Source organism: Variovorax terrae (genome assembly GCF_022809125.1).
GTDB classification, from domain to species: domain Bacteria; phylum Pseudomonadota; class Gammaproteobacteria; order Burkholderiales; family Burkholderiaceae_C; genus Variovorax_A; species Variovorax_A terrae.
This window is the reverse complement of sequence record NZ_JALGBI010000001.1, coordinates 706411-732039: the sequence shown is the minus strand read 5'-3', so window position 1 is coordinate 732039 and position 25629 is coordinate 706411. Positions and strand designations below refer to the sequence as shown.

The window sequence follows — 25629 nt, the reverse complement described above, 5'->3', positions numbered from 1 at the left end:
TCCCCGAGCCACAGCAAGGAAAGCAGCCAGATCACCATGAGTACTGAAACCATCGACGGCGTGTCCGTCACGACCCGGGCCAACGTCTACTTCGACGGCAAGTGCGTGAGCCACAACGTCACGCTGGCCGACGGCACGAAGAAATCGGTGGGCGTGATCCTGCCCGCCACGCTGACCTTCAGCACCGGCGCGCCCGAGATCATGGAATGCGTGGGCGGCGCCTGCGAATACAAGCTGGCCGGCAGCGAAGCCTGGGTGAAGTCCGGCGCCGGCGAGCGCTTCAGCGTGCCCGGCAACTCGAAGTTCGAGATCCGCGTGGCCGACGCCTACCACTACATCTGCCACTTCGGCTGAGTCGAGGAATCTCCACCATGGCCACCATCCTCCAAAACCTGCCCGCCGGCCAGAAGGTCGGCATCGCCTTCTCCGGCGGCCTGGACACCAGCGCCGCGCTGCACTGGATGAAGCTCAAGGGCGCCGTCCCCTACGCCTACACCGCCAACCTGGGCCAGCCCGACGAGCCCGACTACGACGAGATCCCGCGCAAGGCCCTGCAGTACGGCGCCGAGAAGGCGCGCCTGATCGACTGCCGCACCCAGCTCGTGGCCGAGGGCATCGCGGCGCTGCAAAGCGGCGCCTTCCACATCACCACCGCCGGCGCCACCTACTTCAACACCACGCCGATCGGGCGCGCGGTCACGGGCACCATGCTGGTGGCGGCGATGAAGGAGGACGACGTCCACATCTGGGGCGACGGCAGCACCTTCAAGGGCAACGACATCGAGCGCTTCTACCGCTACGGCCTGCTGACCAACCCCAGCCTCAAGATCTACAAGCCCTGGCTCGACCAGCTGTTCATCGACGAGCTGGGCGGCCGCGCCGAGATGTCGGCCTTTATGACCAAGGCCGGCTTCGGCTACAAGATGTCGGCCGAGAAGGCCTACTCCACCGACTCCAACATGCTGGGCGCCACGCACGAGGCCAAGGACCTCGAGCACCTGAGCACGGGCATGAAGATCGTGCAGCCCATCATGGGCGTGGCCTTCTGGCGCGACGAGGTCGAGGTCAAACGCGAGGAAGTCACGGTGCGCTTCGAGGAAGGCCAGCCGGTGGCGCTCAACGGCGTGAGCTTCGCCAGCCCCGTGGAACTGCTGCTCGAAGCCAACCGCATCGGCGGGCGCCACGGCCTGGGCATGAGCGACCAGATCGAGAACCGCATCATCGAGGCCAAGAGCCGCGGCATCTACGAGGCCCCGGGCCTGGCGCTGCTGTTCATCGCCTACGAGCGCCTGGTCACTGGCATCCACAACGAGGACACCATCGAGCAGTACCGCGACAACGGCCGCAAGCTCGGCCGCCTGCTCTACCAGGGCCGCTGGTTCGACCCGCAGGCCATCATGCTGCGCGAAACCGCGCAGCGCTGGGTGGCGCGCGCCGTGACCGGCGAGGTGACGCTGGAGTTGCGCCGCGGCAACGACTACTCGATCCTGAACACCGACTCGCCCAACCTGACCTACAAGCCCGAGCGGCTGAGCATGGAAAAAGTCGAGGACGCGCCGTTCTCGCCGGCCGACCGCATCGGCCAGCTCACCATGCGCAACCTCGACATCGTGGACACGCGCGACAAACTGGGCATCTACACCCGCAGCGGCCTGCTGTCGCTGGGCGAAGGCGCCGCGCTGCCGAGCCTGGGCAACGACAAGGACCACTGAGCCCGCGCAGGGAACCAAGCCCCGCACGCCGGGTCCAACCTGTTGCCGCTGGCGTCAACTGTTCGCATACAGCGGCAGGAGGTAAAAGCCATGAAGAAGATGAGGCATTGGCAGGACCCGGTCAACGCTGTGCTGGGTATCTGGCTGGTTCTTTCGCCGTGGGTGCTGGGCTTGCAGGCCGACACGACGGTGATGACCAACGGCGTGATCGTCGGCCTGGCGCTCATCGCCGCCTCGCTCGGAGCGATCTTCGTGCCGCGCGCCTGGGAAGAATGGACCGAAAGCGTGCTGGGGCTGTGGATGGTGGCATCCCCCTGGCTGCTGGGGTTCAGCTCGAACCATGACGCCACCGTCAACGCAGTGGTTTCCGGCATTGTCATCATGGTGCTGGCCCTGTGGGTTCTGTTGACCGACAAGAACTACAACGCCTGGTGGCATGACCCGGCGCACTGAAGCGCCCGTCGCACCCATCGCGCCGGGCCTGCGGCAGGCCGGCGCGCCCTTTCCCGGGGCTGCGGCCCCCGGAGCGGCTTTTTTTCCCGCGCCGCCCTGCTACTTCACGCGCACCGTCACGCCTGCCGGCAGCGCCACCGCGGTGACGCTGTTCTGGGGCGAGCCCTCGATCACCCGGTCGGAATAGGTCAGGTACACCAGCGCATTGCGCCGCGTGTCGACCATGCGCACCACGCGCAGTTTCTTGAACACCAGCGAGATGCGCTCCGTGAACACCTCCTCCTGCTTCTCCAGCGGCGCGCCGGTGAAGCTCACGGGCCCGGTCTGGCGGCAGGCGATGGAGGCCTCGGACTTGTCCTCGGCCAGGCCGAGCGCGCCCTTGATGCCGCCGGTGCGGGCGCGCGAGACGTAGCAGGTCACGCCCGCCACCTTGGGGTCGTCGAAGGCCTCGACCACGATCTTGTGGTCCGGCCCGAGCAGCTTGAAGACGGTGTCCACCTCGCCGATCGGCTCGCTGCCCGCCTTGCCGCAAGACGCCAGCAGCAGCGCCACCGGCAGAAGACATCGTTTCATGCCACCCCCTGGAAAAGTCATACCACCACCGGTTCCGGCTCGAGCCGGATGCCGAAACGCTCGTACACGCTGGTCTGGATCGCCTTGGCCAGCGTCACCACCTCGCCGCCGGTGGCGCCGCCGCGGTTCACCAGCACCAGCGCCTGCTTCTCGTAGACGCCGGCATGGCCGACCGACTTGCCCTTCCAGCCGCAGGCGTCGATCAGCCAGCCGGCCGCCAGCTTGACCGTGCCGTCGGGCATCGGGTAGTGCACGATGTTGGGCTCGCGCGCGATGATGTCGCTGCACTGCTCGGGCGTGACCGTCGGGTTCTTGAAGAAACTGCCGGCGTTGCCGGTGACGCGCGGATCGGGCAGCTTGGCGCGGCGGATGGCGCAGATCCAGTCGTGGATCTGCTGCGCCGAGGGCGCGCGGTTGCCGTCGTCGGCCATCCGGCGCTCCAGTTCGAGGTAGCCCAGCACCGGCTTCCAGGGCCGGGGCAGGCGAAAGCGCACGCGGGTGATCAGGGCCTTGCCGGCCAGGCCGTAGCCGCCGGGCCGGGCGCTTTCGTGCTTGAACACCGAGTCGCGGTAGCCGAAGGCGCATTGCGCTGCATCCAGGGTGAAGCTGCGGCCGGTTTCCAGGTCGATCGCGTCGAGCGATTCGAAGCGGTCCTGCAGCTCCACGCCGTAGGCTCCCACGTTCTGCACCGGCGCGGCGCCCACGGTGCCGGGGATCAGCGAGAGGTTTTCCAGCCCCGGGTAGCCCTGCTCCAGCGTCCAGGCCACGAAGTCGTGCCAGTTCTCGCCGGCGCCGGCCTCCACGATCCAGGCCCGCGGCGTCTCCTCGAGCAGCCGCCGGCCCGGGATTTCCACCTTGAGCACCACCGGCTTCACGTCGCCGGTGAGCACGATGTTGCTGCCGCCGCCGAGCACGAACTTGCGCCCGGGCCCGAGCTGCGGATCGGCCAGCACGGCCTGCACGTCGGCCTCGTCGCGCACGCGCACCAGGGTGTGCGCCCGGGCCACGATGCCGAAGCTGTTGTAGGGTTGCAGGGGTACGTTTTGCTCCACGAACATGGGAGAATTGTCGCATCCGCATCCAACTATTCCCGGGGGAGTTTTCATGCCTTCTTTCGACACCGTCTGCGAGCCCAACCTGGTTGAGGTCAAAAACGCGGTCGACAACGCCGCCAAGGAGATCGGCACGCGCTTCGACTTCAAGGGCACGTCGGCCGCGATCGAGCTCAAGGACAAGGAAATCACGCTGTTCGGCGACGCCGCGTTCCAGCTCACGCAGGTGGAGGACATCCTCACCAGCAAGCTGGCCAAGCGCAACGTGGACGTGCGCTTCCTCGACAAGGGCGAGGTGCAGAAGATCGGCGGCGACAAGGTCAAGCAGCTCATCAAGGTGCGCAACGGCATCGAGGCCGAGCAGGCCAAGAAGATCACGCGCATCGTCAAGGACAGCAAGCTCAAGGTGCAGGCCGCGATCCAGGGCGACGCGGTGCGCGTGACCGGCGCCAAGCGCGACGACCTGCAGGCCGCGATGGCGCTGATCAAGAAGGACGTGCCCGACGTGCCGCTGTCCTTCAACAACTTCCGCGACTGAGGCGCATGAAGCCGCTGCGCCTGCTCCTGCGGTCCGGCGGGGCCGTGCTGGCGCTGCTGCTCGGCGGCGCGGCCGCCGCCCAGTCGGTGGCGCTCACGGGCGTGCTGGGCAGCAAGGCGCTGCTGGTGGTGGACGGCGGCGCGCCGCGCACCGCCGGGCCGGGCGACACGGTGCAGGGCGTGAAGGTGGTGTCAGCCGCCGGCGACCTGGCCGTGGTGGAGATCGGCGGCAAACGCCAGACCCTGCGCGTGGGCGAGGCGCCGGTCAGTGTGGGCGGCAAGGGCGGCTCAGGCGGCGGCAACAAGATCGTGCTGCCGGTCGGCAGCGGCGGCCACTTCATGACCCAGGGCAGCATCAACGGCCGCGCCGTCCAGTTCATGGTCGACACCGGCGCCAGCGTGGTCAGCCTGAGCGCGGCCGAGGCCGGCCGGGTCGGGCTCGACTACCGGGCCGGCCAGCCGGTGCGCATGGGCACGGCCAACGGCGTGACCCAGGGCTGGCGCGTGCAGCTCGGCTCCGTGCGCGTGAACGACGTCGAGGTGTACGGGGTGGAGGCGGTGGTCACGCCCGAGCCCATGCCCTTCGTGCTGCTGGGCAACAGCTTCCTGTCGCGCTTCACCATGCGGCGCGACAACGACCTGATGGTGCTGGACCGCCGTTTTTGAATAAAATGGGGCTCATGTCCTCGTCCGCTGGACATTTTATGCTCTCAATTTGATAGCACCTCCGCTATCCTCCGAACCTGATGCCCGTTGAAAATCCCCACGATCCGGCGCCCGCTCCCGCGGCGCCGGACGCTGCCGAGCTGTCGGCCTTCGCCCCGCTGAAGCGGCCGGTGTTCCGCATGCTCTGGGCCACCTGGCTGGCGGCCAACACCTGCATGTGGATGAACGACGTGGCCGCCGCCTGGCTCATGACCTCGCTCGCGCCCTCGCCGCTGTGGGTGGCGCTGGTGCAGTCGGCCTCGACCCTGCCGGTATTGCTGCTGGGCCTGCCCAGCGGCGCGCTGGCCGACATCCTGGACCGCAGGCGCTACTTCATGTTCACGCAGTTCTGGGTCGCCACGGTGGCCACGCTGCTGTGCGCCACCATCCTGTTCGGCCACATGACGGCGCCGCTGCTGCTGGCCCTCACCTTCGCCAACGGCATCGGCCTGGCGATGCGCTGGCCGGTGTTCGCGGCGATCGTGCCCGAGCTGGTGCCGCGGCTGCAGCTGCCGGCCGCGCTGGCGCTCAACGGCGTGGCGATGAACGCCTCGCGCATCATCGGCCCGCTGCTGGCGGGCGCCGTGATCGCCAGCGCCGGCAGCGCCTACGTGTTCGTGCTCAACGCGCTCTTGTCGGTGGCGGCGGGCTTCGTCCTGATGCGCTGGCGGCGGGTGCACACCGAGAGCCCGCTCGGGCGCGAGCGCCTGGGCAGCGCCATCCGCGTGGGCGTGCAGTTCGTGCGGCAGTCACGCCGCATGCAGGCCGTGCTGGCGCGCATCTCGCTGTTCTTCCTGCATTCCACCGCCCTGCTGGCGCTGCTGCCGCTGGTGGCGCGCGGCCTGCAGGGCGGCGATGCCGGCACCTTCACGCTGCTGCTGGCCGCCATGGGCCTGGGCGCCATCGTGGCCGCGCTGCAGCTCGGGCGGCTGCGCCGCTGGATGCCGCACGAAGCGCTGGTGTTCCGCGGCTCGGCGCTGCAGGCGCTGGCCACGCTCACCGTGGCCTTCGCGCCCAGCGCCTGGATCGCGGTGCCGGCGATGTTCTTCGCGGGCACGGCCTGGATCACGGTGGCCAACTCGCTCACCGTGTCGGCCCAGATGGCGCTGCCCGACTGGGTGCGCGCGCGCGGCATGTCGATCTACCAGATGGCCATCATGGGCGCCACCGCCACCGGCGCGGCGCTCTGGGGCCAGGTCGCCACCCTGAGCAGCATCAGCACGAGCTTGGTGATCTCGGCCTTCACCGGCGTGGCCGCGATGTGGCTGATCCAGCGCCTGGTGGTTGACCGCAGCATCGAGGAAGACCTGACGCCGTCGCGCGTGTTCAAGGTGCCCGTCGCCGCCGACACGCCGCCCGAGAGCGGCCGCGTGCAGACCACCATCGAGTACCGCGTTGCCCCGGCCGACGCCGAGGCGTTCCGCGCGCTGATGCAGGAGAGCCGGCGCAGCCGCATGCGCCAGGGCGCGCTGTACTGGGCGCTGCTGAACGACATGAACGACCCCGACCGCTACGTCGAGCAGGTGGTGGACGAATCCTGGACCGAGCACCTGCGCCGCTTCGACCGCGTGACGGCGGCCGACGTGGCGCTGCGCGACCGCAAGCTCGAATTCCACATCGGCAGCGCGCCGCCCGTCGTCACGCGCTACCTGCTCGACCGCTAGCCGCGCTCAGCCGCGGGCGGCAGCCGTCACCACGATCTCGACCCGGCAGTCCGGCTTGGCCAGGCGCGCCTGCACCGTGGCGCGCGGCGGCGTGTGGCCGGGCGCCACCCAGGCGTCCCAGACCTCGTTCATGCCCTGGAAATCGGCCATGTCGGCCAGGAAGATCTGCACCATCAAGAGGCGCGTCTTGTCGCTGCCGGCCTCGGCCAGCAGGCGGTCCACCATGGCCAGCACCTCGGCCGTCTGGCCGCGGATGTCCTTGCTGTTGTCGTCGGGCACTTGGCCCGCGAGGTAGATCGTGCCGTGGTGCACCGCCATCTCGCTCAGGCGCGGGCCCACGTGAAAACGCTGAAAATCACTCATTTCGCCTTGGCTCCCAGTCTCGATTCCTTGCCTTGCAGCAAGCGGTTGATGTTCTCGCGGTGGCGGTAGGCCAGCAGCAGCGCCATGGCCACGATGGCCAGCAGGATGGGCTTCTCCGTGTACCAGGCCAGCCGGTCGCCGAACAGGTAGTAGGCCGGCGCGAACGCGGCGGACACCAGCGAGGCCAGCGACGAATAGCGGAAGAAGAAGGCGATGATCAGCCAGGTCGCGGCCGTCGCCAGCCCCAGCAGCCAGTCGATGCCCAGCAGCACGCCGAGCGCGGTGGCCACGCCCTTGCCGCCCTGGAAGCGGAAGAACACCGGCCACAGATGGCCGAGGAAGGCGCCGAGCCCGACCAGCGCCAGGGTGCCGTCCTCCAGCCCGTAGGGCGGGCCGAACCACTTGACCAGCGCCACCGGCAGCCAGCCCTTGACCGCGTCCAGCACCAGCGTGACGACGGCCGCCGGCTTGCTGCCCGAGCGCAGCACGTTGGTGGCGCCGGGGTTCTTGCTGCCGTAGGTGCGCGGATCGTTCAGGCCCATCAGGCGGCTCACGATCACGGCAAACGACAGCGAGCCGATGAGGTAGGCCGCGATGGCGGCGAGAATGGAATAGACGTAGTCCAACGATGTCTCCTGTGGGAGCCGTTATTCTGCCAGCGCGCGCTCAGTCTTCCAGCGCGCAGTGCACCGCCTTGGCGCCGAGCAACTGCAAGCAGACCTGCGGATCGATCCCCACGAGGTAGCCGCGCCGCCCGCCGTTGATGGCGATCCTGGGCAGCGCCAGGATGCTTTCCTCGATGTAGACCGGCATCTGCCGGCGCGTGCCGAACGGCGAAGTGCCGCCCACCAGGTAGCCGCTGTGCCGGTTCGCCACCTCGGGCTGGCAGGGCTCGACCGACTTGGCGCCGATCTGGCGCGCCAGGTTCTTGGTCGAGACCTTGCGGTTGCCGTGCATCAGCACCAGCAGCGGCTTGGCATCCTGGTCCTGCATCACCAGGGTCTTGACCACGGTGAACGGATCGAAGCCCAGCACCTCGGCACTGTGCTGCGCACCGCCATGCTCCAGGTACTCGTAGGGGTGCTCGGTGAACACAACCTTGTTGGTCTTCAGGAATTGCGTCGCCGGCGTTTCACTAACGTGGCTTTTCTTGCTCACCGCAGGGTCTCCACTCGCGGGCCACCGCGGAACCGGCTTCGCCGGGCCGCTGGTGGCGCCCCCCTTTGGGGGGAGGCGCCGTAGGCGCTTCGGGGGGATTTCATCTACACCGCCGGGTCGCGGATCTCCCAGCGGACCGCGTCGATCGCGGCCAGCAGCTCGGGCGACAGCGTCGTGCCCCAGGCGTCCAGGTCTTCGTCGAGCTGCGCCACCGAGGTCACGCCGATGATGGTGCTGGCCACCTGCCATTTGGTGTAGCAGAAGGCCAGCGCCATCTGCGTGGGCGTGAGGCCGTGCTCGCGCGCCAGCGCGTTGTAGCGGCGCGCGGCGCGCAGCGCATCGGCGCGGCCCCAGCGCTGCTTGCGCACCGTCTCGAACTTGGCGATGCGCGCCTCCTTGGGTGCGTCCGGCCCTTCGGTACCCGAGACGTCGTACTTGCCCGTCAGCAGGCCGAAGCCCAGCGGCGAATAGGCCAGCAGCGAGACGCCCAGGCGGTGCATGGTTTCGTCCAGCGCGTTCTCGGCCGCGCGGCTGATCAGGCAGTAGACGTTCTGCACCGTGGCCACGCGCGGCAGGCCATGCGCCTCGGCCAGCCGCACGAACTCGTGCACGCCGTAGGGTGTTTCGTTGGACAGGCCGATGGCGCGCACCTTGCCGGCCTTGACCAGCGAGCCCAGGGCTTCGAGCTGCTCATGGATGGAGGTGGCCGACTTTTCCTTGGACGGGTCGTAGTACATCATGCCGAAGGCCGGCACGTGGCGCTCGGGCCAGTGGATCTGGTAGAGGTCGATCACGTCGGTCTGCAGGCGCTTGAGGCTGGCCTCGCACGAGGCGATGATGTCCTTGCCCGTCATACCGCCGCCCTCGCGCACCCAGGGCATGCCGCGCGAGGGGCCGGCCACCTTGGTGGCCAGCACCAGCTTGCTGCGCGCGCCGGGGCGCTTCGCGAACCAGCGGCCGAGGATGGTTTCGGTGGCGCCGTAGGTCTCGGCGCGCGTGGGCACCGAGTACATCTCGGCGGTATCGAGAAAGTTGACGCCGCGCTCCAGCGAGCGGTCGAGAATGGCGTGGGCCGTGGCTTCGTCCACCTGCTCGCCGAAGGTCATGGTGCCGAGGCAGATGGGGGTGACATGCAGGTCGCTCTGGCCGAGCTGGATGGTGTTCATGCGAAAGGGACTCCGTTGCGAGGCTGCAAGTGTACGGAATCGAGGGCATGGGCGCTCGGGCGTCCGGCCAATGCGCCGGGGCGCCGGTCAGAAGCGCGGCAGCACCCGGCCCGTCTGCCGGGAGTAGGCCGCGTACTCCGTCCCAAAACAGTCCTCCATCATCTTCTCCTCATGAGGGACGCGCACGAGATACATCAGCAGCACCGCGGCGAACGCCGCCCCGCCGGCCACCCCGTTGTTCAACAGCAGCGCCTGCGCAAAACTCATCAGAAAGAACGACGCATACATGGGATGGCGGATGCGCCGATAGACACCCTGCGTCACCAGGCGATGGTTCTCGTTGAGCTCCAGGGTGACCGACCAGTTGTCACCCAGATCCGAATGCGAGTGCCAGAACAGCCACAGCCCAGCCAGCGTGAAGGCCATGCCGAACCACAAGCTTGCGAGCAGGGGTTCGTAGGTGGCGGCGTCGAGCCACGGTGTCAGCATGAACACCAGAGGAATGAGGATCTGCCCCGCGATGACCGCCCACACGAGCAGCCGGTCTCGCAGGCTGGATCTGCCAATGGCTTTGGCCGCAACGGCCATCCGGCGTTGAAACAGGACGCGGATGGCCAGGTAGGCAGCCAGGCCGGCCAGGAAGGCGGCATGCGAAACGGCAGGACTCATGGGCAGCTTTCGAGGGTTGCAAGAAGATGGGCCGCATCTTCACCCTGGAGACGGAAGGCCGCATCGGCCATGCGACGAAATGCACGGTGGCGGCGCGAGCGGCGTCAGGCCGTCGCCAGACGGTTTGCCGAGGGCGCTCGCAGCGGCTCCGGCCGAATCCCGCATCAAGCCTGCTTGCGCAGGAACACGTGGGTCGCGCGCTCGCCGGCCACGCAGTCCGTGCACTCATAGCCCAGGGCCCGCATGTCCAGGCCTTCCCACAGCGACTCGCCGGTGCCGAGCCAGACCGGCCGAACGGCCAGATGCAGTTCATCGACCAGGCCGGCGCGCACGTACTGGCGGATGGTGGACACGCCGCCGCCAAGGCGCACATCGCGGCCGTTCGCCGCCGCGGTGGCCTGCGCGAGCGCGGCATGGATGCCCCCGGTGACGAAGTGGAACTCCGTGCCGCCCGCCATGGCCAGCGAGGGGCGCGGATGGTGCGTCAGCACGAACACGGGCGTGTGGTACGGCGGCTCCTCACCCCACCAGCCCTTCCAGTGGTCGTCCGGCCACGGGCCCCGGATGGGGCCGAACATGTTGCGCCCCAGGATCCAGGCGCCCACGCCGGCAAAGCCTTTTTCCGCCATCGCGTTGTCGACCCCGGTCTCGCCATCGCCTTGCCCATGCATCTGGCTCCACAGGCGCGTGTGGAAGAGCCACTCCATCAGCTCGGGCCCTCTCACGCCGAGCGGATTCTGGAGATCCTGGTTCGGCCCGGCACCGTAGCCATCGATGGAAACCGTAAAGCTCTGGACTCGGAGTTGCGTCATGGCCTGCCTCATGAAGGAGTGAGTGGATGAAGGGAGGGGTGAATCTGTCTCGCGCGGTCGGATCTCAAGTGGGACATGGGCTCAGCGCCAGGGCGCGGCGCACAGGTCCAGCGCGGCCAGGGTCTGGGCCGCCAGCGGCAGCCGCTGCGCCAGCAGGCTGCGTTCGCGCGCGGCACAGGCCTTGCGCAGCGCGGCAGAGGCGCCGAGCGCGGCCAGCGTCTGGCCGGCCACCGCCGCGTCGTTGAGGGCGCCCAGCTCGTCCTGCAGCCCGGCCAGCGCCTGCCGGTAGGGCCGCGTCGCGGCCTCGGGCCACAGCGACGACCAGAGGTCGAGCCCGTAGCGCAGGCGCTTGACGTCGATGCGCAGGCGGTGCCGCTGCGCGGCCGTCAGCCGCGTCAGGCCGCGCGCCGCGCGCCACACGCGCTCATGGCTTGCGCCGAGCAGGCGCCGGGCCAGGGGCTCCAGCGCGCCGCCGCCGTGCGGCGCCGCCGCGGCGTCGAACACCAGCCGCTCGGCGCGCAGCAGCGTCTGCCCATAGGCGGCCGAGGCCGCCAGCGCGGCGGCGGCGGCCTGGGTCTCGCGGCGCACCTGCGCGGCCTGCGGCGCAAGGCGGTCGAGCTCGCCGGCCAGGGCCGCGGGCAGGGCTTCGCGCCAGGCCGGCAGCGTCTGCAGTTCAAAGACATCGGCATCGCGCGCCGCGCCCAGCACCTGGCCGAGCGCGCGCAAGGGGGCGTCCAGGCCGGTGATCGGCCGGCCCAGCCCCTTGAGGCCGGGCAGCGGCCCGAAGGCGCGCAGCACCGAGCGCAGCCGGCGCAGCGCCACCCGCGCCTGGTGCACGAACTCGGGGTCGGCCGCGTCCAGATGCCGCAGGTTGTGCTGCAGCGCGGCCAGTGGCGCGCCGAGCGCGGCGGCCAGCGCCTGGGGCACGCCGCCGGTGCGCGCCAGCTTGGGGGGCTTGCCCTTGTGCGGCGCGGGCCGGGCCTGCGCCGCCAGCTCGTGCCCGCGCTCGGCCTTGCTCGCCGCCAGCGGGATCAGCGGCCACTCTTTGGCGAGTTCGGCCGCGAATTTCCAGAGCCGCGCCGGGTCGCCGGCCTGGCATTCGAGCTCCAGCTCGCAGATCGGCACCGTGCGGCGGCGCGCGCCGCGGCCGCAGGCGATGTGGCCCTGGTCCAGGCTCAGCACGGCCTGCGTTCCGCCGGGCAGCGCCAGCGCCCAGTTGCGCCGCTGGAAGCGGGTGGTGAACACGGGCTTCAGGTCCGCGGCCAGGGCCTTCCAGCCGGCGCGCCCGGCGTAGGCCGGCAGCGCGGCCAGCGGGGTGCGCCGCAGCGCCGCCCAGTCCAGCCGCGCGGCGGGCAGAGCGTGCTCCCACTCGCCACGCGCGCGCAGCGCCAGCGCCTCGCCGCCCGAAGTCTTGAGGGTCTGCCGCCATTGGCGGCCCTCGCGCCGCAGGCGCAGCGCCATGCCGGCCGCGGCCAGCGCGCGCTCGGGCGTGTCCAGGTAATGCGCGAGCATGAGCTGCGTCTGCGCCGCGCCGCCGGCATGGCGCGCGATCAGGGGATGCGCCGCCAGCCGGTCGGCGTCCTGCGGCCGCACGGCCAGCTTGAGTTCGAGTTCGATGGGCGCGCCGGTAGTGTTCATGGAGAAACTCCCGCCTCGCGGGCCGCGCGCGGCGTTCGCGCAGGAGCGGCCCGGCGATTCATGGCCTGGCGGGCGCCGCGGCGCGGGCGCGCTCCTCTTCCTGCAGCCGCAGCACGCGGCGCTGCACCTTGCCGGTGGTGGTCATGGGCAGGGCGTCGATGAACTCGATCTCCTTGGGGTATTCGTAGGGCGCGAGCCGGCCCTTGACGTGGGCCTGCAGTTCGGCCACGAGTTTGGCTTCAAATTGGCCAGAGGTCCCCATCACCTGGTCATTTCTAGCTATGAAATCAGGAGCAAGCACGACGTAGGCCTTGACCACGGCACCGCGCTCGCGGTCGGGCTTGGGCACCACGGCGGCGTTGGCCACGGCCGGGTGCTTGACCAGGCAGTTCTCGATCTCGCCGGGCCCGATGCGGTAGCCGGCGGCCTTGAACACGTCGTCGGCGCGGCCCTGGTACCAGAGGTAGCCGTCGGCGTCGCGCACGGCCATGTCGCCGGTGCGGCACCAGTCGCCGGTGAATTTGTTGCGCGTGGCCGTGTCGTTGTTCCAGTAGCCGAGGAAGAAGATCGGGTCGGGCTCGCCGTGCACGTCGAAGCGGTGCAGCGCCACGTCGCCGGGCACACCCACGGGGCACTCGCGGCCTTCCTCGTCGATCACGGCAACGCGGTGGCCCGGGTAGGGCCGGCCCATGCTGCCGGGGCGCGCGGGCCAGCCAACGGGGCCGGCGCGGCGCGCCGGCAACCCGCCGCCGGGCCGCCCCAAGGCGGGTTGGGCCCCCTCGGGGGGCAGCGAACCGCGCGAAGCGGGGAGCGTGGGGGCCCATTCCATGGCGCAGTTGCCGACGATGTAGTTGATCTCGGTCTGGCCGAACATCTCGTTGACGGTCACGCCGAGCTGCTCCTGGCAGTAGGCGAACACCGCGTCGCCCACGGCCTCGCCCGCGCTCATGATGGCCTGCAGCCGCAGCCGGTAGTGCCGCCGCGGCTCGGGGCAGGCCTTCATCATGGCCTTGAGCGCGGTGGGAAACAGGAAGGTGTGGGTCACGCCGTGCTGCTGCATCAGCGTGAACGCCGCCTCGGGGCTGAAGCGGCCGCTGAAGGCGACGATGGGGCGGCCGAAGTAGAGGCTGGGCAGCAGGGCGTCCATCAGGCCGCCGGTCCAGGCCCAGTCCGCCGGGGACCAGAACACGGCCGTGTTCCGGTCCCCGGCGGACTGGGCGTTGCCCTTGCCGCGCCCGCCCCCTCCCCCCGCCCGCCCCCGCACGGGGGCGGGAGCCTGGGCCCTGGCTTGCGGGTCGAACCCAAACCAGTTCTGGCTGCAGACGAAGCCCGGCAGGTTGCCGATCAGCGCGCGGTGCGGGAGCAGCGCACCCTTGGGCGGGCCGGTGGTGCCGCTGGTGTAGATGAGCACCGCGCCTTCGTCGGCCCGGGTGTCGACGGCGGTGAAGCGCGGCAGTTGCAGGGCCGCCATCAGCTCGTACTCGAGGTCGGCGCGCTCGGCCGCTTCGCCCACGCCGATGAGCTTGCGCAGCGCCGGGCAGCGCGCGCGCACGGCCAGCAGGCTGTCGATGGCGCTTTCGTCGCACACGGCCACCACGGCGCCGCTGTCGTGCAGCCGGTATTCCAGCGCCTCGGGCCCGAACAGCATGGACAGCGGCATCGCCACCGCGCCGAGCTGGAACACCGCCATGTAGGCCACCGCCGTCTCGAAGCGCTGCGGCATCACGATGGCCACGCGGTCGCCGCGCGCGACGCCCAGCGCCTGCAGCAGGTTGCTCAGGCGGTTGGCGGCCTCCTGCAACGCAAAAAATGAATAAGAAGGGCCAGAGGTCCGCGCCACGTGGTGCTCAACAGCTATTCTTTTTGTAGCATCTGGCTGCTCGGCCCAGCGCGTGCAGCAGACCTGCGCGATGTTGAAGGTCTCGGGCACCTGCCAGCGGAAGCCGCCGTGCAGCGCCGAGTGGCTGTCCTTGACTTGACTGACGCCCATGCCGGCTCTCCTTATGATGGATTGAATGTACCAAGTCCAACGAGTTTCCCGCAGCGAATTTGTCCCGATTCGTCACCTCGATTACCACGTGCGTCTCTGGGGCGAGCCCGTGCCGGGCCAGGCGCCCCTGGTCCTGGTGCACGGCTGGATGGACGTGGCGGCTTCCTACCAGTTCGTGGTGGATGCGCTGAGCCACGACCGCCACGTGATCGCGCCCGACTGGCGCGGCTACGGCCTGACCGCAGGCAGCCCCACCGACAACTACTGGTTCCCCGACTACCTGGCCGACCTCGACTTCCTGCTCGACCACTACGCCGGCAGCCAGCCGGTCGACCTGGTGGGCCACAGCATGGGCGGCAACGTGGTGATGTTCTATGCCGGCGTGCGGCCCGAGCGCATCCGCCGGCTGGTCAACCTCGAGGGCTTCGGCATGCCCGCCACCCGGCCGGCGCAGGCGCCGGGGCGCTATGCGCGCTGGATCGACGAGCTCAAGAGCCTGCACCGTGGCGAGATGGCGCTCAAGGCCTACGACGGGCCCGACGGCGTGGCGCGCCGCCTCATGAAGACCAACCCGCGCCTGAAGCAGGACCAGGCCGACTGGCTGGCCGGGCACTGGGCCCGGCCCAACGCCGGCGGCCAGTGGGAGATCCTGGGCGATGCGGCGCACAAGATCGTCAACGCCCAGCTGTTCCGGGTGGACGAAGTGCTCGAGCTGTACCGCCGCATCAGCGCGCCCACGCTGGTGGTGGAGGCCTCCGACAACAGCCTCGACCAGTGGTGGCAGGGCAAGTACTCGCTGGCCGAATTCCACGAGCGCCTGGCCGCCGTGCCCGACCTGCGCCGCGCCCTGATCGAGGACGCGGGCCACATGCTGCACCATGACCAGCCGCAGGCGCTGGCCCGCCTGCTCGAAGGGTTTCTCGACGCGGCCTGAGAACTTGTTCACGGGGCCTGCGATGTCGTCGCGCGCCGCCCGTGCAAGGCGGCGCGTTTCGCAGGATACTGGGCCAGGTCCTGAAAAAGCCCCGCCGCGAGCCGGGTGCGGACACACGGGTTTTGCTGTTTTTGATTGAGTCATTCGTTCGATTGACGACTTCAGGAGACAGTCATGGTCTGGCAGCAGGTCTACAACCCCATGGGCAGCATGTGGCTCTCCACCGTGCTCGCCGCGATTCCCGTCGCGGTGCTGCTGGTCGGGCTGGGCCTGCTGCATTTCAAGGCCCACATCGCCGCCGCGGCCGGCCTGGTCAGCGCGCTGGCCATCGCCATCCTGGCCTTCGGCATGCCGCCCGGCATGGCGGGGCGTGCCGCGGTGCTGGGCGGGCTGACCGGGCTGCTGCCGATCGGCTGGATCGTGCTCAACATCATCTACCTGCACCAGCTCACCGAGCAGAACGGCAGCTTCAAAATCCTGCAGGACTCGATCGCGGGCATCACCGAGGACCGGCGCCTGCAGCTGCTGCTGATCGCCTTCTCGTTCGGCGCGTTCTTCGAGGGCGCGGCCGGCTTCGGCACGCCGGTGGCGGTGACGGCCGCGATCCTGATCGGGCTCGGCTTCTCGCCGCTGGCAGCCTCGGGCCTGTCGCTGATCGCCAACACGGCGCCGGTGGCGTTCGGCGCGCTGGGCACGCCCGTCATCACGCTGGCCAAGGTGCATGGCTACGACCTGATGCAGGTGACGGCCATGATCGGGCGCCAGCTGCCCTTCTTCTCGGTGCTGGTGCCGTTCTGGCTGATCTGGGCCTTCGCCGGGCGCAAGGGCATGCAGGAGGTCTGGCCGGCGATCCTGGTCACCGGCCTGGCCTTCGCGGTGCCGCAGTTCCTGGTGTCCAACTACATCGGGCCGGAGCTGGTCGACATCATCGCCGCGCTCTGCTCGATGGCGGCGCTGGTACTGTTCCTGCGCGTCTGGCGCCCGCGCAGCATCTGGCGCTCGGTCTCGCTCAAGGGGCACGCGCAGGACGGCGGCGAGCCGCCCCCGGCGGCCGCGCCCGCCCGCCATGCGCGCGCCGCGGTGGTGCGCGCCTGGACGCCCTGGGTCATCCTCACGGTGTTCGTCTTCATCTGGGGCCTGCCGCCGGTCAAGAACTGGCTCAACGGCCTGTTCGCGCCCAACTACGTGATCGCGGGGCTGCACAACATGGTCGAGAAGGTGGCGCCGGCCGTGCCCCACCCCACCAAGGAAGGCGCGGTCTACGCCTTCCTGCTGCTGTCGGCCACCGGCACCGGCATCCTGCTGTCGGCCCTGGTCGGCGGCCTGGCCATGAAATACACCGTGGGCCAGCTGGTGTCGGCCTACGGGCGCACGCTCTGGCTCGTCAAGTATTCGCTGCTCACCATCGTGCTGATGCTGGCGCTGGGCACCCTGACCCGCTACTCGGGGCTGGACACCACCCTGGGCCTGGCGTTCGCCAACACCGGCGTGTTCTACCCGTTCTTCGGCACGCTGATGGGCTGGCTCGGCGTGGCGCTCACGGGCTCCGACACGGCCTCCAACGTGCTGTTCGGCGGCATGCAGAAGGTGGCGGCCGACCAGCTCGGCCTGGCGCCCAACCTGATGGGCGCGGCCAACAGCTCGGGCGGCGTGATGGGCAAGATGATCGACGCCCAGTCCATCGTGGTGGCCTCCACCGCCACGCGCTGGCTGCACCACGAGGGCGACATCCTGCGCTACGTGTTCTTCCACTCCATCGCGCTGGCCTGCCTGGTCGGCCTGCTGGTGACGCTGCAGGCCTATGTGCCGCCTTTCACCCTGATGGTGGTGCGCTGACCCGCCGCCGGCCGGGCGGGACCCGGTCCCGCATGAGAAAATGGCGGGTTCCGCCGGCATCGGCCTGCCAGGCCCGGCCCCGGCCACCCGACCCCTCCACCAGGACAACGACACCATGGAAGCAGAACACATCAACCAGATCGGCGCCCAGCTCGCGGACCTGAGCGCCCGGACCGTGGATTTACGGAGGTATCTTTGACTTCGATGCCAAGTCGGAGCGGCTGAGAACCGTCAACGCCTCGCTCGAAGACCCCAACGTCTGGAACGACCCCAGGAAGGCCCAGGAGCTGGGCAAGGAGAAGAAGGCGCTCGACGGCGTGGTGGTCACCCTGACCACCCTCACGCGCGAGCTGGCCGACAACGCCGAGCTGTTCGAGATGAGCAAGGAGGAAGGCGACGAGGCCGGCCTGCTGGCGATCGAGGCCGACGCGGCCAAGCTGGCCAAGGAAGTCGAGGCGCTCGAGTTCCGCCGCATGTTCAACAACCCGGCCGACCCGCTCAACGCCTTCGTCGACATCCAGGCCGGCGCCGGCGGCACCGAGGCCTGCGACTGGGCCAGCATGCTGCTGCGCCAGTACCTGAAGTACGCCGAGCGCAAGGGCTTCAAGACCCAGATCGAGGACGAGACGCCCGGCGACACCGCGGGCATCAAGGGCGCGACCATCAAGGTCGAGGGCGAGTACGCGTTCGGCCTGCTGCGCACCGAGACCGGCGTGCACCGCCTGGTGCGCAAGAGCCCGTTCGATTCGTCGGGCGGGCGCCACACCAGCTTTGCCAGCATCTTCGTCTACCCGGAGATCGACGACTCGATCGAGATCGAGATCAACCCGGCCGACGTGCGCACCGACACCTTCCGCGCCAGCGGCGCCGGCGGCCAGCACATCAACAAGACCGATTCGGCCGTGCGCCTCACGCACATCCCCACCGGCATCGTGGTGCAGTGCCAGGACGGCCGCAGCCAGCACAGCAACCGCGACGTGGCCTGGAAGCGCCTGCGCAGCCGCCTGTACGACCACGAGATGCGCAAGCGCATGGAAGAGCAGCAGAAGCTGGAAGACACCAAGACCGATGTCGGCTGGGGCCACCAGATCCGCAGCTACGTGCTGGACAACAGCCGCATCAAGGACCTGCGCACCAACGTCGAGGTCTCGGCCACGCAGAAGGTGCTGGACGGCGACCTCGACGTGTTCATCGAAGCCTCGCTCAAGCAAGGCGTCTGATGCACAAGACCGAAGCCCTCATCTTCGACATGGACGGCACCATGATCGACTCGATGCCCTGCCATGCCCGCAGCTGGGTCGAGTTCACGCGGCGCCACGGCATCGCCATCGAGGTGGGCGAGCTGCTGCGGCGCACCACCGGCCGCAATGGCGTCGAATGCATGCGCGAGCTGTTCGGGCGCGAGCTGGATGAGGCTGAAGCCCAGGCCTTGATCCACGAGAAGGAGGCCATCTACCGCGAGCTGTTCGCGCCGGCCTTCGCCGAGGTGGCAGGCTTCAACGCCTTCGCGGCCCAGGCGCTGGGCCAGGGCCTGAAGGTCGGCGTGGGCACGGCCGGCGACCGCCACAACATCGCGTTCGCCCTGTCGCACCTGAAGATGCCGAACCCGCCCCACACCGTGGTGGGCGGCGACGAGGGCCTGCCCGGCAAGCCCGAGCCTGCCATCTTCCTGGAGGCGGCGCGCCGCCTGGGCGCCGCGCCGCGGCACTGCATCGTGTTCGAGGACGCGCCGTTCGGCATCGAGGCCGCGCGCCGCGCCGGCATGCAGGCCGTGGCGGTGTGCAGCAGCCACAGCCCGCAGGAGCTGGCCGGGCCGCACGTGGTGGCCAGCGTGCGCAACTACCACGAACTGTTGGATTCAAGATTTCTGGAGAAGCTGAATGCGTGAAGGACAAGCCCCTGTGATCCGCCGCGAGGACTACACCGCGCCCGCCTTCTGGATCGATACGGTCGACCTGACGTTCGACCTCGACCCCGCCAAGACCCGCGTGCTCAACCGCATGAAGCTGCGGCGCAACCCCGACGTGGCGACCCAGGCCCTGCGCCTGGACGGCGAGGAGCTCAACCTGGCGCGCGTGCTGGTGAACGGCCAGGGCACCTCGTTCAAGCTCGACGGCGGCCACCTCGTGCTGGAGAACCTGCCCGACGGTCACGAGCCGTTCGAGCTCGAGATCTTCACCACCTGCTGCCCGGCCAAGAACAGCAAGCTGATGGGCCTGTACGTCAGCAACGACTCCTTCTTCACCCAGTGCGAGGCCGAGGGCTTTCGCCGCATCACCTACTTCCTGGATCGCCCCGACGTGATGGCCAGCTACAGCGTGACGCTGCGCGCCGACAAGGCGCGCTACCCGGTGCTGCTGTCCAACGGCAACCTGGTGGACCAGGGCGCGCTTGATGACGGCCGGCATTTCGCCAAATGGGTGGACCCGCACCGCAAGCCGAGCTACCTGTTCGCGCTGGTGGCCGGCCAGTTGGTGGCGCGCGAGCAGCGCATCACCTCGCGCGCCGGCAAGGAGCACCTGCTGCAGGTGTTCGTGCGCCCGGGCGACCTCGACAAGACCGAGCACGCGATGAACTCGCTGATGCACTCGGTCGCCTGGGACGAGGCCCGCTTCGGCCTCTCGCTCGACCTGGAGCGCTTCATGATCGTCGCCACCAGCGACTTCAACATGGGCGCCATGGAGAACAAGGGCCTGAACATCTTCAACACCAAGTACGTGCTGGCCAACGCCGCCACAGCCACCGACACCGACTACGCCAACATCGAGAGCGTGGTCGGCCACGAGTACTTCCACAACTGGACCGGCAACCGCGTGACCTGCCGCGACTGGTTCCAGCTCTCGCTGAAGGAAGGCCTCACGGTCTTCCGCGACCAGGAGTTCAGCCAGGACCTGGCGGGCGAGCCCTCGGCGCGCGCCGTCAAGCGCATCGAGGACGTGCGCGTGCTGCGCACCGCTCAGTTCCCCGAGGACGCCGGCCCGATGGCGCACCCGGTGCGGCCCGACCAGTACATCGAGATCAACAACTTCTACACCGTCACCGTCTACGAAAAAGGCGCCGAGGTGGTGCGCATGATGCAGACCCTGGTGGGCCGCGAGGGCTTCACCAAGGGCATGAGCCTGTACTTCGAGCGCCACGACGGCCACGCCGTGACCTGCGACGACTTCGCCCAGGCGATCGCCGACGCCAACCCCGGCTCGGCGCTGGCCGTGCTGCTGCCGCAGTTCAAGCGCTGGTACAGCCAGGCCGGCACGCCGCGCCTGCAGGCCAGCGGCCACTACGACGCCGCGGCGCGCACCTACACGCTCACGCTGGCGCAGAGCTGCCCGCCCACGCCGGGCCAGCCCCACAAGGAGCCGTTCGTCATCCCCATGGGCCTGGGCCTGCTGGCGCCCGACGGCCGCGAGCTGCCGCTGCAGCTGGCCACCGAGGCGGCGCCGGTGCCCGGCCACCGCACCTTCGTGGTGACGCAGGCGAGCGAGACGCTGACCTTCCAGAACATCGATGCCGAGCCCGTGCCCTCGATCCTGCGCGGCTTCAGCGCCCCGGTGATCCTGGACGGCGGCTACACCGACGCCCAGCTGCTCACGCTGCTGGCGCACGACAGCGACCCGTTCAACCGCTGGGAGGCCGGACAGCGCCTGGCGCTCAACCGCGCTATCAAATACATAGCAGAAGATAACCAGGGGACGCGGACCTTGGCGCTGGATGAGGCCTTCATCGAGGCCATGCGCGGGGTGCTGCGCCATCCCACGCTGGACGCCGCGTTCAAGGAGCTGGTGCTGACCCTGCCGGCCGAGACCTACATCGCCGAGCAGCTCGACGTGGTCGATCCGCAGCGCATCCACGCGGTGCGCGAGGCCATGCGCGAGCAGCTCGCCCACGCCCTGGCCGACGACTGGCAATGGGCCTACGAGACGCACCGCGACACCGGCGGCTACCAGCCCGACCCGGTCTCGTCGGGACGGCGCGCCCTGGCCGGCCTGGCGCTCACGCAGCTGTGCCTGGTGGCGCGCCAGAGCGGCGACACCGTCTGGCCCGGCAAGGCCTACCAGCGCTTCAAGGACGCCGGCAACATGACCGACCGCTTCAACGCGCTGTCGGCGCTGGTGTCCAGCGGCCACTCGCTGGCAGCGCAGGCCCTGCCCCGCTTCCACGCGCTGTTCAAGGACGAGGCGCTGGTGCTCGACAAGTGGTTCGCCCTGCAGGCCGGCGCGCCCGACCGCGGCGGCAACGTGCTGCCCGCCGTGCGCCAGCTGATGGCCCACCCTGACTTCAACCTGCGCAACCCCAACCGCGCGCGCAGCGTGATCTTCAGCTACTGCAACGCCAACCCCGGCGCCTTCCACCGCACCGACGCCGCAGGCTACGTGTTCTGGAGCGAGCGCGTGATCGAGCTCGATGCCCTCAACCCGCAGGTGGCCGCACGCCTGGCCCGCGCGCTGGACCGCTGGAAGAAACTGGCCGAGCCCTACCGCCATGCGGCGCGCGAGGCGATTGCCCGCGTGGCCGCCAAGACCGATCTGAGCAACGACGTGCGCGAGGTGGTCACTCGCGCACTAGCTGAATAAGATGCACCCCCGAAGCGCCTGCGGCGCCTCCCCCTCAAGGGGGCGCCACCAGCGGCCCGGCAAAGCCGGTTCCGCGGTGGCACTGGTTGGGGCCACTTCACTTCTGGACGCTGTGGCTCCACCGAAAAAATACCTGTTGTCCGAGAAGGAAATCGTATGACTTCAAAAATCTCCCTCACCCGCTACCTCGTCGAACAGCAGCGCGTCGACGGGCTCATTCCCTCGCAGCTGCGCCTGCTGCTGGAAGTGGTGGCCCGCGCCTGCAAGAGCATCAGCCAGGCCGTCAACAAGGGCGCGCTCGGCGGCGTGCTGGGCACGGCCGGCAGCGAGAACGTGCAGGGCGAAGTGCAGAAGAAGCTCGACATCATCGCCAACGAGGTGCTGATCGAGGCCAACGAATGGGGCGGCCACCTGGCGGCCATGGCCTCCGAGGAAATGGAAGGCATCTACCTGGTGCCCAACCGCTACCCGCAGGGCGAGTACCTACTGCTGTTCGATCCGCTCGACGGCTCCAGCAACATCGACGTGAACGTGAGCATCGGCACCATCTTCAGCGTGCTCAAGAAGCCCGACGGCGATGCCGGCGTGGAGGAAAAGGACTTCCTGCAGCCCGGCGCCCGGCAGGTGGCGGCCGGCTACTGTGTCTATGGCCCGCAGACCACCTTGGTGCTGACCGTGGGCGACGGCGTAGCCATGTTCACGCTCGACCGCGAGCAGGGCTCCTTCGTGCTGACGCAGGAGAACGTGCGCATCCCCGCCGACACCAAGGAATTCGCCATCAACATGAGCAACATGCGGCATTGGGACGAGCCGGTGAAGCGCTACATCGACGAATGCCTGCAGGGCAAGGAAGGCCCGCGCGGCAAGGACTTCAACATGCGCTGGATCGCCAGCATGGTGGCCGACGTGCACCGCATCCTCACGCGCGGCGGCATCTTCATGTACCCCTGGGACAAGCGCGAGCCCGAGAAGCCCGGCAAGCTGCGCCTGATGTACGAGGCCAACCCCATGAGCTGGCTGATCGAGCAGGCCGGCGGCGCCGCCACCAACGGCCGCCAGCGCATCCTGGACATCCAGCCGTCCAAGCTGCACGAGCGCGTGAGCGTGGTGCTGGGCTCGAAGAACGAGGTCGAGCGCGTCACGTCCTATCACACGGGCACCTGAGCACGCTTTCGCGCCCCGGCTTCGCTATATAATTCGAGGCTTCGCCGGAATAGCTCAGTTGGTAGAGCAGCGCATTCGTAATGCGAAGGTCGGGGGTTCGACTCCTCTTTCCGGCACCACTCTCAAAAAAGCCCCTGGCTGTCTCGGCCAGGGGCTTTTTTCTGTGCGCATCACCGCAGTGCATTCCTCGGCGCTGCAAGGATTCACGGCCAACGCCGACAGATGCGCAGCCACGCGGGCAAGGCTCTCTCTCCCGAACCTGCGTGGCGCCTGCCGGACAAACCCGAGCCCTGCGCCATGGCGATCACCCATGCGCCTGGCGATGCGCCGCGTCTTTGCCTCCTGGTCCTGGAAGCGCAAACACCGCCTGGGTGGCTTTACCTTCTCTTGACACCCGACAATCTCATTGCAATTGATAATAATTATCATTACAAACCCTGAGTCCGCACTGCCCCAAACCCGTCCGGCGCCGACGATCTCGCCCGCAGGACGCTGCTGGGCACCTACCACAACCTGCTGCGCAAGTGGAGCCACCCCTGAGCGCAGCCGCACCGATGACCACGAAACCCATGCCCGCCGAAACCGCCACCCGCCCGCACGCCCCGAGGCTGCGGCACACCGATCGCCCGCGCCGCGGCCAGCGCTACCCAACCTTCATGCGCTGGGTGCGCAAGAGCCATGGCTGGATCGGCCTGTGGGGCGCCGCGCTGGGGCTGCTGTTCGGCTTCAGCGGCATCTGGCTGAACCACCGCGCGGTGCTCAAGCTGCCGCCCTTCTCGCAGCAGCGCATCAACGGCCAGATCGAGTTGCCCGGGCCCGCGCCGGCCAGCGCCGCCGAGATGCAGGCCTGGCTGCAGGCCGCCCTGGGGCTCGCGGGCCCGGCCAACGCGGTGCGCATCGAGCCGGCCAGGCCCGTGGCCTGGGCGGACAAGGCCGCCTCGCCTGCGGCCGACACACCCGCCCATGCGCATGACGCGCCGCTGATGCAGCCCGAGCACTGGGTCTTCAGCTTCGGCGGACCCCAGGCGCTGGTGCAGGCCGACTACTGGCGCGGCAACCACTCGGTGGGCGTCACCACCACCCGCAGCGGCCTCGTGGGCACGCTCACCAACATGCACAAGGGCACGGGCATGCCGCTGGCCTGGATCCTGCTCGTCGACACGCTCGCGGGCAGCCTGATCCTGCTGTCGGTGTCGGGCGTGCTGCTGTGGATGCAAACCAACCCGCGCCGCATGGCCGGCGCGGCGATTGCAGGCACCTCGCTGGCGCTGACGCTGGGCCTGGCGCTGGCCCGGTTCTAGGCGCTCTGAACAGCCGCCGGTCAAGCCGCCGGCATGGCAAGCACCTTGTCGATGCGCTTGCCGTCCAGGTCGACCACCTCGAACACCCAGCCCGCGCAGTCGATGCGCTCGCCGGTGACGGGCAGGCGGCCCGAGACGGCCATCAGCAGCCCGGCCACGGTGTTGTAGCGGCCCCGGTCCTCTTCGGGCAGCTCGCGGATGTCCAGGCGCGCCTTGAGCTCGGCCACGGGCATCAGGCCATCGAGCAGCCACGAGCCATCCTCGCGCTGCGTGGCCCAGGCGTCGGCCTGGGCACCGGGCTGCAGTTCGCCCGTGATGGCCTCGAGCAGGTCGCGCGGCGTCATCAGGCCCTGCACCACGCCATATTCGTCCACCACGAACACGATGCGCCCGGACTTGGCGCGAAACTGCTCCAGCAACTCCATGCCGGTCAGGGTCTCGGGCACGAACACGGCTGGCTGCACATGCGGTTCGATGCTGCGGCCCGGCTCGGCCGCGTCAAGCTCGAGCAGGCGCGCCACGCTGATGACGCCCAGCACCTCATCCAGCCCGCCGCGGCACACCGGGTACCAGGAATGGGCGCCCTGCTCGCCGGCCGCCCCGACCAGGCGCAGGCTTTGCTCGACCGAATGCGAGGCGTCGAGCCACACCACGTCGGAGCGCGGCACCATCAGCGAGGTCAGCGGGCGGTCGTCCAGATGGAACACGTTCTGCACCATCTGGTGCTCGTGCTGCTCGATCAGGCCGGCGTCCACGCCTTCTTCCAGGCTGGCGGCGATCTCCTCCTCGGTCACGGCGCGGCCGGCCGAGGTGTCGATGCGCAGCAGCTTGAGCACGGCCTGGGTCGAGGCCGACAGCAGCTTGACGAAGGGCTTGGCGGCCAGGGCCAGCCAGCTCATGGGCTGCGCCACCGTGCGCGCCACCGTTTCCGGATAGAGCTGGCCGATGCGCTTGGGCACCAGCTCGCCGAAGATGATGGTGGTGAAGGTGATCACCGTCACCACAATGGCCGTGGCCGCGATTTCGGCCGCTTTCTCGCTGGCGCCATAGCCCTGCAGCCACAGGCTCACCGGCTCGCTGAACGCGGCCTCGCCCACGATGCCGTTGAGCATGCCGATGGAGGTGATGCCGATCTGCACGGTGGAGAGGAACTGGGTCGGCTGGTCCAGCAGTTTGAGGGCCGACTGGGCTCCCTTGTCGCCCGCCTCGGCGACCGCCGCGAGACGCGCCTTGCGGCTGGCGGCCAATGCCATTTCAGACATGGCGAACACGCCGTTGAGCAGGGTCAACAGCACGATGAGCAGAACATCCATCAATCAGAGGTGAGAATC

The 25629-nt window shown here is 69.1% G+C and carries 25 protein-coding genes and 1 tRNA gene; 15 read left to right on the top strand and 11 right to left on the bottom strand.

The window, feature by feature from the left end; all coding sequences use genetic code 11:
* Nucleotides 1-36 precede the first annotated feature (36 nt).
* The 3 genes from ppnP (at nt 37) to MMF98_RS03340 (ending at nt 2165) form a co-directional block, all read left to right on the top strand.
* On the top strand, nt 37-354 hold the full coding sequence (gene ppnP, locus MMF98_RS03350) for a pyrimidine/purine nucleoside phosphorylase (protein ID WP_243304317.1): 318 nt from the start codon (nt 37-39) through the stop codon (nt 352-354).
* Between the two features lie 17 nt (nt 355-371).
* Nucleotides 372-1712, top strand: a complete 1341-nt coding sequence (argG, locus tag MMF98_RS03345; protein WP_243304315.1) for an argininosuccinate synthase — start codon at nt 372-374, stop codon at nt 1710-1712.
* Nucleotides 1713-1802: 90 nt separating this feature from the next.
* A complete protein-coding gene (locus MMF98_RS03340) occupies nt 1803-2165 on the top strand; it encodes an SPW repeat protein (protein ID WP_243304314.1) in 363 nt (120 codons plus the stop codon).
* A gap of 99 nt (nt 2166-2264) precedes the next feature.
* On the opposite strand, the gene MMF98_RS03335 is transcribed toward MMF98_RS03340, so the two are convergent.
* A complete protein-coding gene (locus tag MMF98_RS03335) occupies nt 2265-2738 on the bottom strand; it encodes a CreA family protein (RefSeq protein WP_243304312.1) in 474 nt (157 codons plus the stop codon).
* Nucleotides 2739-2755: 17 nt separating this feature from the next.
* Complete coding sequence (gene murB, locus MMF98_RS03330) at nt 2756-3796, bottom strand: UDP-N-acetylmuramate dehydrogenase (RefSeq protein WP_243304310.1); 1041 nt, start codon at nt 3794-3796, stop codon at nt 2756-2758.
* A gap of 46 nt (nt 3797-3842) precedes the next feature.
* Here murB and MMF98_RS03325 point away from each other — a divergent pair, with 46 nt between their 5' ends.
* The 3 genes from MMF98_RS03325 (at nt 3843) to MMF98_RS03315 (ending at nt 6696) form a co-directional block, all read left to right on the top strand.
* Nucleotides 3843-4328, top strand: a complete 486-nt coding sequence (locus MMF98_RS03325) for a YajQ family cyclic di-GMP-binding protein (RefSeq protein ID WP_243304308.1) — start codon at nt 3843-3845, stop codon at nt 4326-4328.
* Between the two features lie 5 nt (nt 4329-4333).
* Nucleotides 4334-4993, top strand: coding sequence for a retropepsin-like aspartic protease family protein (locus MMF98_RS03320; RefSeq protein ID WP_243304306.1), 660 nt, complete (start codon nt 4334-4336; stop codon nt 4991-4993).
* A gap of 80 nt (nt 4994-5073) precedes the next feature.
* Nucleotides 5074-6696 carry an MFS transporter gene (locus MMF98_RS03315; protein WP_243304304.1) on the top strand — a complete coding sequence of 541 codons (1623 nt, stop codon included), beginning with the start codon at nt 5074-5076 and terminating at the stop codon, nt 6694-6696.
* A gap of 6 nt (nt 6697-6702) precedes the next feature.
* Here MMF98_RS03315 and MMF98_RS03310 read toward each other — a convergent pair whose 3' ends face one another.
* From MMF98_RS03310 to MMF98_RS03275, 8 genes are all read right to left on the bottom strand, one after another.
* Complete coding sequence (locus MMF98_RS03310) at nt 6703-7059, bottom strand: RidA family protein (protein ID WP_243304303.1); 357 nt, start codon at nt 7057-7059, stop codon at nt 6703-6705.
* Entirely contained in the window at nt 7056-7685 is a 630-nt protein-coding gene (gene plsY, locus MMF98_RS03305) for a glycerol-3-phosphate 1-O-acyltransferase PlsY (protein ID WP_243304301.1), read from the bottom strand. The genes MMF98_RS03310 and plsY overlap by 4 nt, the downstream gene beginning before the upstream one ends.
* Before the next feature lie 40 nt (nt 7686-7725).
* On the bottom strand, nt 7726-8217 hold the full coding sequence (locus tag MMF98_RS03300; RefSeq protein ID WP_243304299.1) for an aminoacyl-tRNA deacylase: 492 nt from the start codon (nt 8215-8217) through the stop codon (nt 7726-7728).
* 104 nt (nt 8218-8321) lie between these two features.
* Nucleotides 8322-9383, bottom strand: a complete 1062-nt coding sequence (locus tag MMF98_RS03295) for an aldo/keto reductase (RefSeq protein WP_243304297.1) — start codon at nt 9381-9383, stop codon at nt 8322-8324.
* 87 nt (nt 9384-9470) lie between these two features.
* A complete protein-coding gene (locus MMF98_RS03290; RefSeq protein WP_243304295.1) occupies nt 9471-10052 on the bottom strand; it encodes a protein-S-isoprenylcysteine O-methyltransferase in 582 nt (193 codons plus the stop codon).
* Between the two features lie 164 nt (nt 10053-10216).
* Nucleotides 10217-10864, bottom strand: a complete 648-nt coding sequence (locus MMF98_RS03285; RefSeq protein ID WP_243304293.1) for a dihydrofolate reductase family protein — start codon at nt 10862-10864, stop codon at nt 10217-10219.
* 81 nt (nt 10865-10945) lie between these two features.
* Nucleotides 10946-12502 carry a CYTH and CHAD domain-containing protein gene (locus tag MMF98_RS03280; protein WP_243304291.1) on the bottom strand — a complete coding sequence of 519 codons (1557 nt, stop codon included), beginning with the start codon at nt 12500-12502 and terminating at the stop codon, nt 10946-10948.
* A gap of 58 nt (nt 12503-12560) precedes the next feature.
* Nucleotides 12561-14492 (bottom strand): acetate--CoA ligase, encoded by a 1932-nt coding sequence (locus MMF98_RS03275; protein ID WP_243304289.1) that lies wholly within the window; start codon nt 14490-14492, stop codon nt 12561-12563.
* Between the two features lie 25 nt (nt 14493-14517).
* On the opposite strand from MMF98_RS03275, the gene MMF98_RS03270 reads away from it, so the two are divergent.
* The 9 genes from MMF98_RS03270 (at nt 14518) to MMF98_RS03230 (ending at nt 24298) form a co-directional block, all read left to right on the top strand.
* Complete coding sequence (locus MMF98_RS03270) at nt 14518-15426, top strand: alpha/beta fold hydrolase (RefSeq protein WP_243304287.1); 909 nt, start codon at nt 14518-14520, stop codon at nt 15424-15426.
* A 174-nt stretch (nt 15427-15600) separates the two neighbouring features.
* Complete coding sequence (locus MMF98_RS03265; RefSeq protein WP_243304285.1) at nt 15601-17262, top strand: L-lactate permease; 1662 nt, start codon at nt 15601-15603, stop codon at nt 17260-17262.
* 115 nt (nt 17263-17377) lie between these two features.
* Nucleotides 17378-18482 (top strand): peptide chain release factor 2 gene (gene prfB / locus MMF98_RS03260; RefSeq protein ID WP_243304283.1). Its coding sequence is split into 2 segments (ribosomal slippage): nt 17378-17458 and nt 17460-18482, totalling 1104 coding nucleotides; the frame shifts between segments, so codons are not numbered across the junction.
* Entirely contained in the window at nt 18482-19150 is a 669-nt protein-coding gene (locus MMF98_RS03255) for an HAD family hydrolase (RefSeq protein WP_243304282.1), read from the top strand. The genes prfB and MMF98_RS03255 overlap by 1 nt, the downstream gene beginning before the upstream one ends.
* Nucleotides 19143-21833: an aminopeptidase N gene (gene pepN / locus MMF98_RS03250; RefSeq protein ID WP_243304280.1), complete on the top strand. Its 2691-nt coding sequence runs from the start codon at nt 19143-19145 to the stop codon at nt 21831-21833. The genes MMF98_RS03255 and pepN overlap by 8 nt, the downstream gene beginning before the upstream one ends.
* 156 nt (nt 21834-21989) lie before the next feature.
* Complete coding sequence (locus tag MMF98_RS03245; protein WP_243304278.1) at nt 21990-22997, top strand: class 1 fructose-bisphosphatase; 1008 nt, start codon at nt 21990-21992, stop codon at nt 22995-22997.
* Between the two features lie 43 nt (nt 22998-23040).
* A tRNA-Thr gene (locus tag MMF98_RS03240) sits at nt 23041-23116 on the top strand.
* A 373-nt stretch (nt 23117-23489) separates the two neighbouring features.
* Nucleotides 23490-23537 carry a hypothetical protein gene (locus MMF98_RS03235; RefSeq protein ID WP_243307283.1) on the top strand — a complete coding sequence of 16 codons (48 nt, stop codon included), beginning with the start codon at nt 23490-23492 and terminating at the stop codon, nt 23535-23537.
* A 29-nt stretch (nt 23538-23566) separates the two neighbouring features.
* Nucleotides 23567-24298, top strand: a complete 732-nt coding sequence (locus MMF98_RS03230; protein ID WP_423837609.1) for a PepSY-associated TM helix domain-containing protein — start codon at nt 23567-23569, stop codon at nt 24296-24298.
* 20 nt (nt 24299-24318) lie between these two features.
* Here the strand turns inward: MMF98_RS03230 and MMF98_RS03225 are convergent, their stop codons facing one another.
* A complete protein-coding gene (locus MMF98_RS03225) occupies nt 24319-25611 on the bottom strand; it encodes a hemolysin family protein (RefSeq protein WP_243304275.1) in 1293 nt (430 codons plus the stop codon).
* Nucleotides 25612-25629 lie beyond the last annotated feature (18 nt).

Excerpts from the sequence above, each read along its gene's own strand:
- ppnP (WP_243304317.1), top strand. The coding sequence starts at position 37 with ATGAGTACTGAAACCATCGACGGCGTGTCCGTCACGACCCGGGCCAAC.
- MMF98_RS03310 (WP_243304303.1), bottom strand. The coding sequence starts at position 7,059 with ATGAGTGATTTTCAGCGTTTTCACGTGGGCCCGCGCCTGAGCGAGATG.
- MMF98_RS03245 (WP_243304278.1), top strand. The coding sequence starts at position 21,990 with ATGACTTCAAAAATCTCCCTCACCCGCTACCTCGTCGAACAGCAGCGC.
- MMF98_RS03280 (WP_243304291.1), bottom strand. The coding sequence starts at position 12,502 with ATGAACACTACCGGCGCGCCCATCGAACTCGAACTCAAGCTGGCCGTG.
- MMF98_RS03335 (WP_243304312.1), bottom strand. The coding sequence starts at position 2,738 with ATGAAACGATGTCTTCTGCCGGTGGCGCTGCTGCTGGCGTCTTGCGGC.
- MMF98_RS03265 (WP_243304285.1), top strand. The coding sequence starts at position 15,601 with ATGGTCTGGCAGCAGGTCTACAACCCCATGGGCAGCATGTGGCTCTCC.
- MMF98_RS03285 (WP_243304293.1), bottom strand. The coding sequence starts at position 10,864 with ATGACGCAACTCCGAGTCCAGAGCTTTACGGTTTCCATCGATGGCTAC.
- MMF98_RS03255 (WP_243304282.1), top strand. The coding sequence starts at position 18,482 with ATGCACAAGACCGAAGCCCTCATCTTCGACATGGACGGCACCATGATC.
- MMF98_RS03275 (WP_243304289.1), bottom strand. The coding sequence starts at position 14,492 with ATGGGCGTCAGTCAAGTCAAGGACAGCCACTCGGCGCTGCACGGCGGC.
- MMF98_RS03230 (WP_423837609.1), top strand. The coding sequence starts at position 23,567 with ATGCCCGCCGAAACCGCCACCCGCCCGCACGCCCCGAGGCTGCGGCAC.
- MMF98_RS03315 (WP_243304304.1), top strand. The coding sequence starts at position 5,074 with ATGCCCGTTGAAAATCCCCACGATCCGGCGCCCGCTCCCGCGGCGCCG.
- MMF98_RS03325 (WP_243304308.1), top strand. The coding sequence starts at position 3,843 with ATGCCTTCTTTCGACACCGTCTGCGAGCCCAACCTGGTTGAGGTCAAA.
- pepN (WP_243304280.1), top strand. The coding sequence starts at position 19,143 with ATGCGTGAAGGACAAGCCCCTGTGATCCGCCGCGAGGACTACACCGCG.
- MMF98_RS03340 (WP_243304314.1), top strand. The coding sequence starts at position 1,803 with ATGAAGAAGATGAGGCATTGGCAGGACCCGGTCAACGCTGTGCTGGGT.
- MMF98_RS03320 (WP_243304306.1), top strand. The coding sequence starts at position 4,334 with ATGAAGCCGCTGCGCCTGCTCCTGCGGTCCGGCGGGGCCGTGCTGGCG.
- MMF98_RS03295 (WP_243304297.1), bottom strand. The coding sequence starts at position 9,383 with ATGAACACCATCCAGCTCGGCCAGAGCGACCTGCATGTCACCCCCATC.
- MMF98_RS03290 (WP_243304295.1), bottom strand. The coding sequence starts at position 10,052 with ATGAGTCCTGCCGTTTCGCATGCCGCCTTCCTGGCCGGCCTGGCTGCC.
- argG (WP_243304315.1), top strand. The coding sequence starts at position 372 with ATGGCCACCATCCTCCAAAACCTGCCCGCCGGCCAGAAGGTCGGCATC.
- MMF98_RS03225 (WP_243304275.1), bottom strand. The coding sequence starts at position 25,611 with ATGGATGTTCTGCTCATCGTGCTGTTGACCCTGCTCAACGGCGTGTTC.
- MMF98_RS03270 (WP_243304287.1), top strand. The coding sequence starts at position 14,518 with ATGTACCAAGTCCAACGAGTTTCCCGCAGCGAATTTGTCCCGATTCGT.
- murB (WP_243304310.1), bottom strand. The coding sequence starts at position 3,796 with ATGTTCGTGGAGCAAAACGTACCCCTGCAACCCTACAACAGCTTCGGC.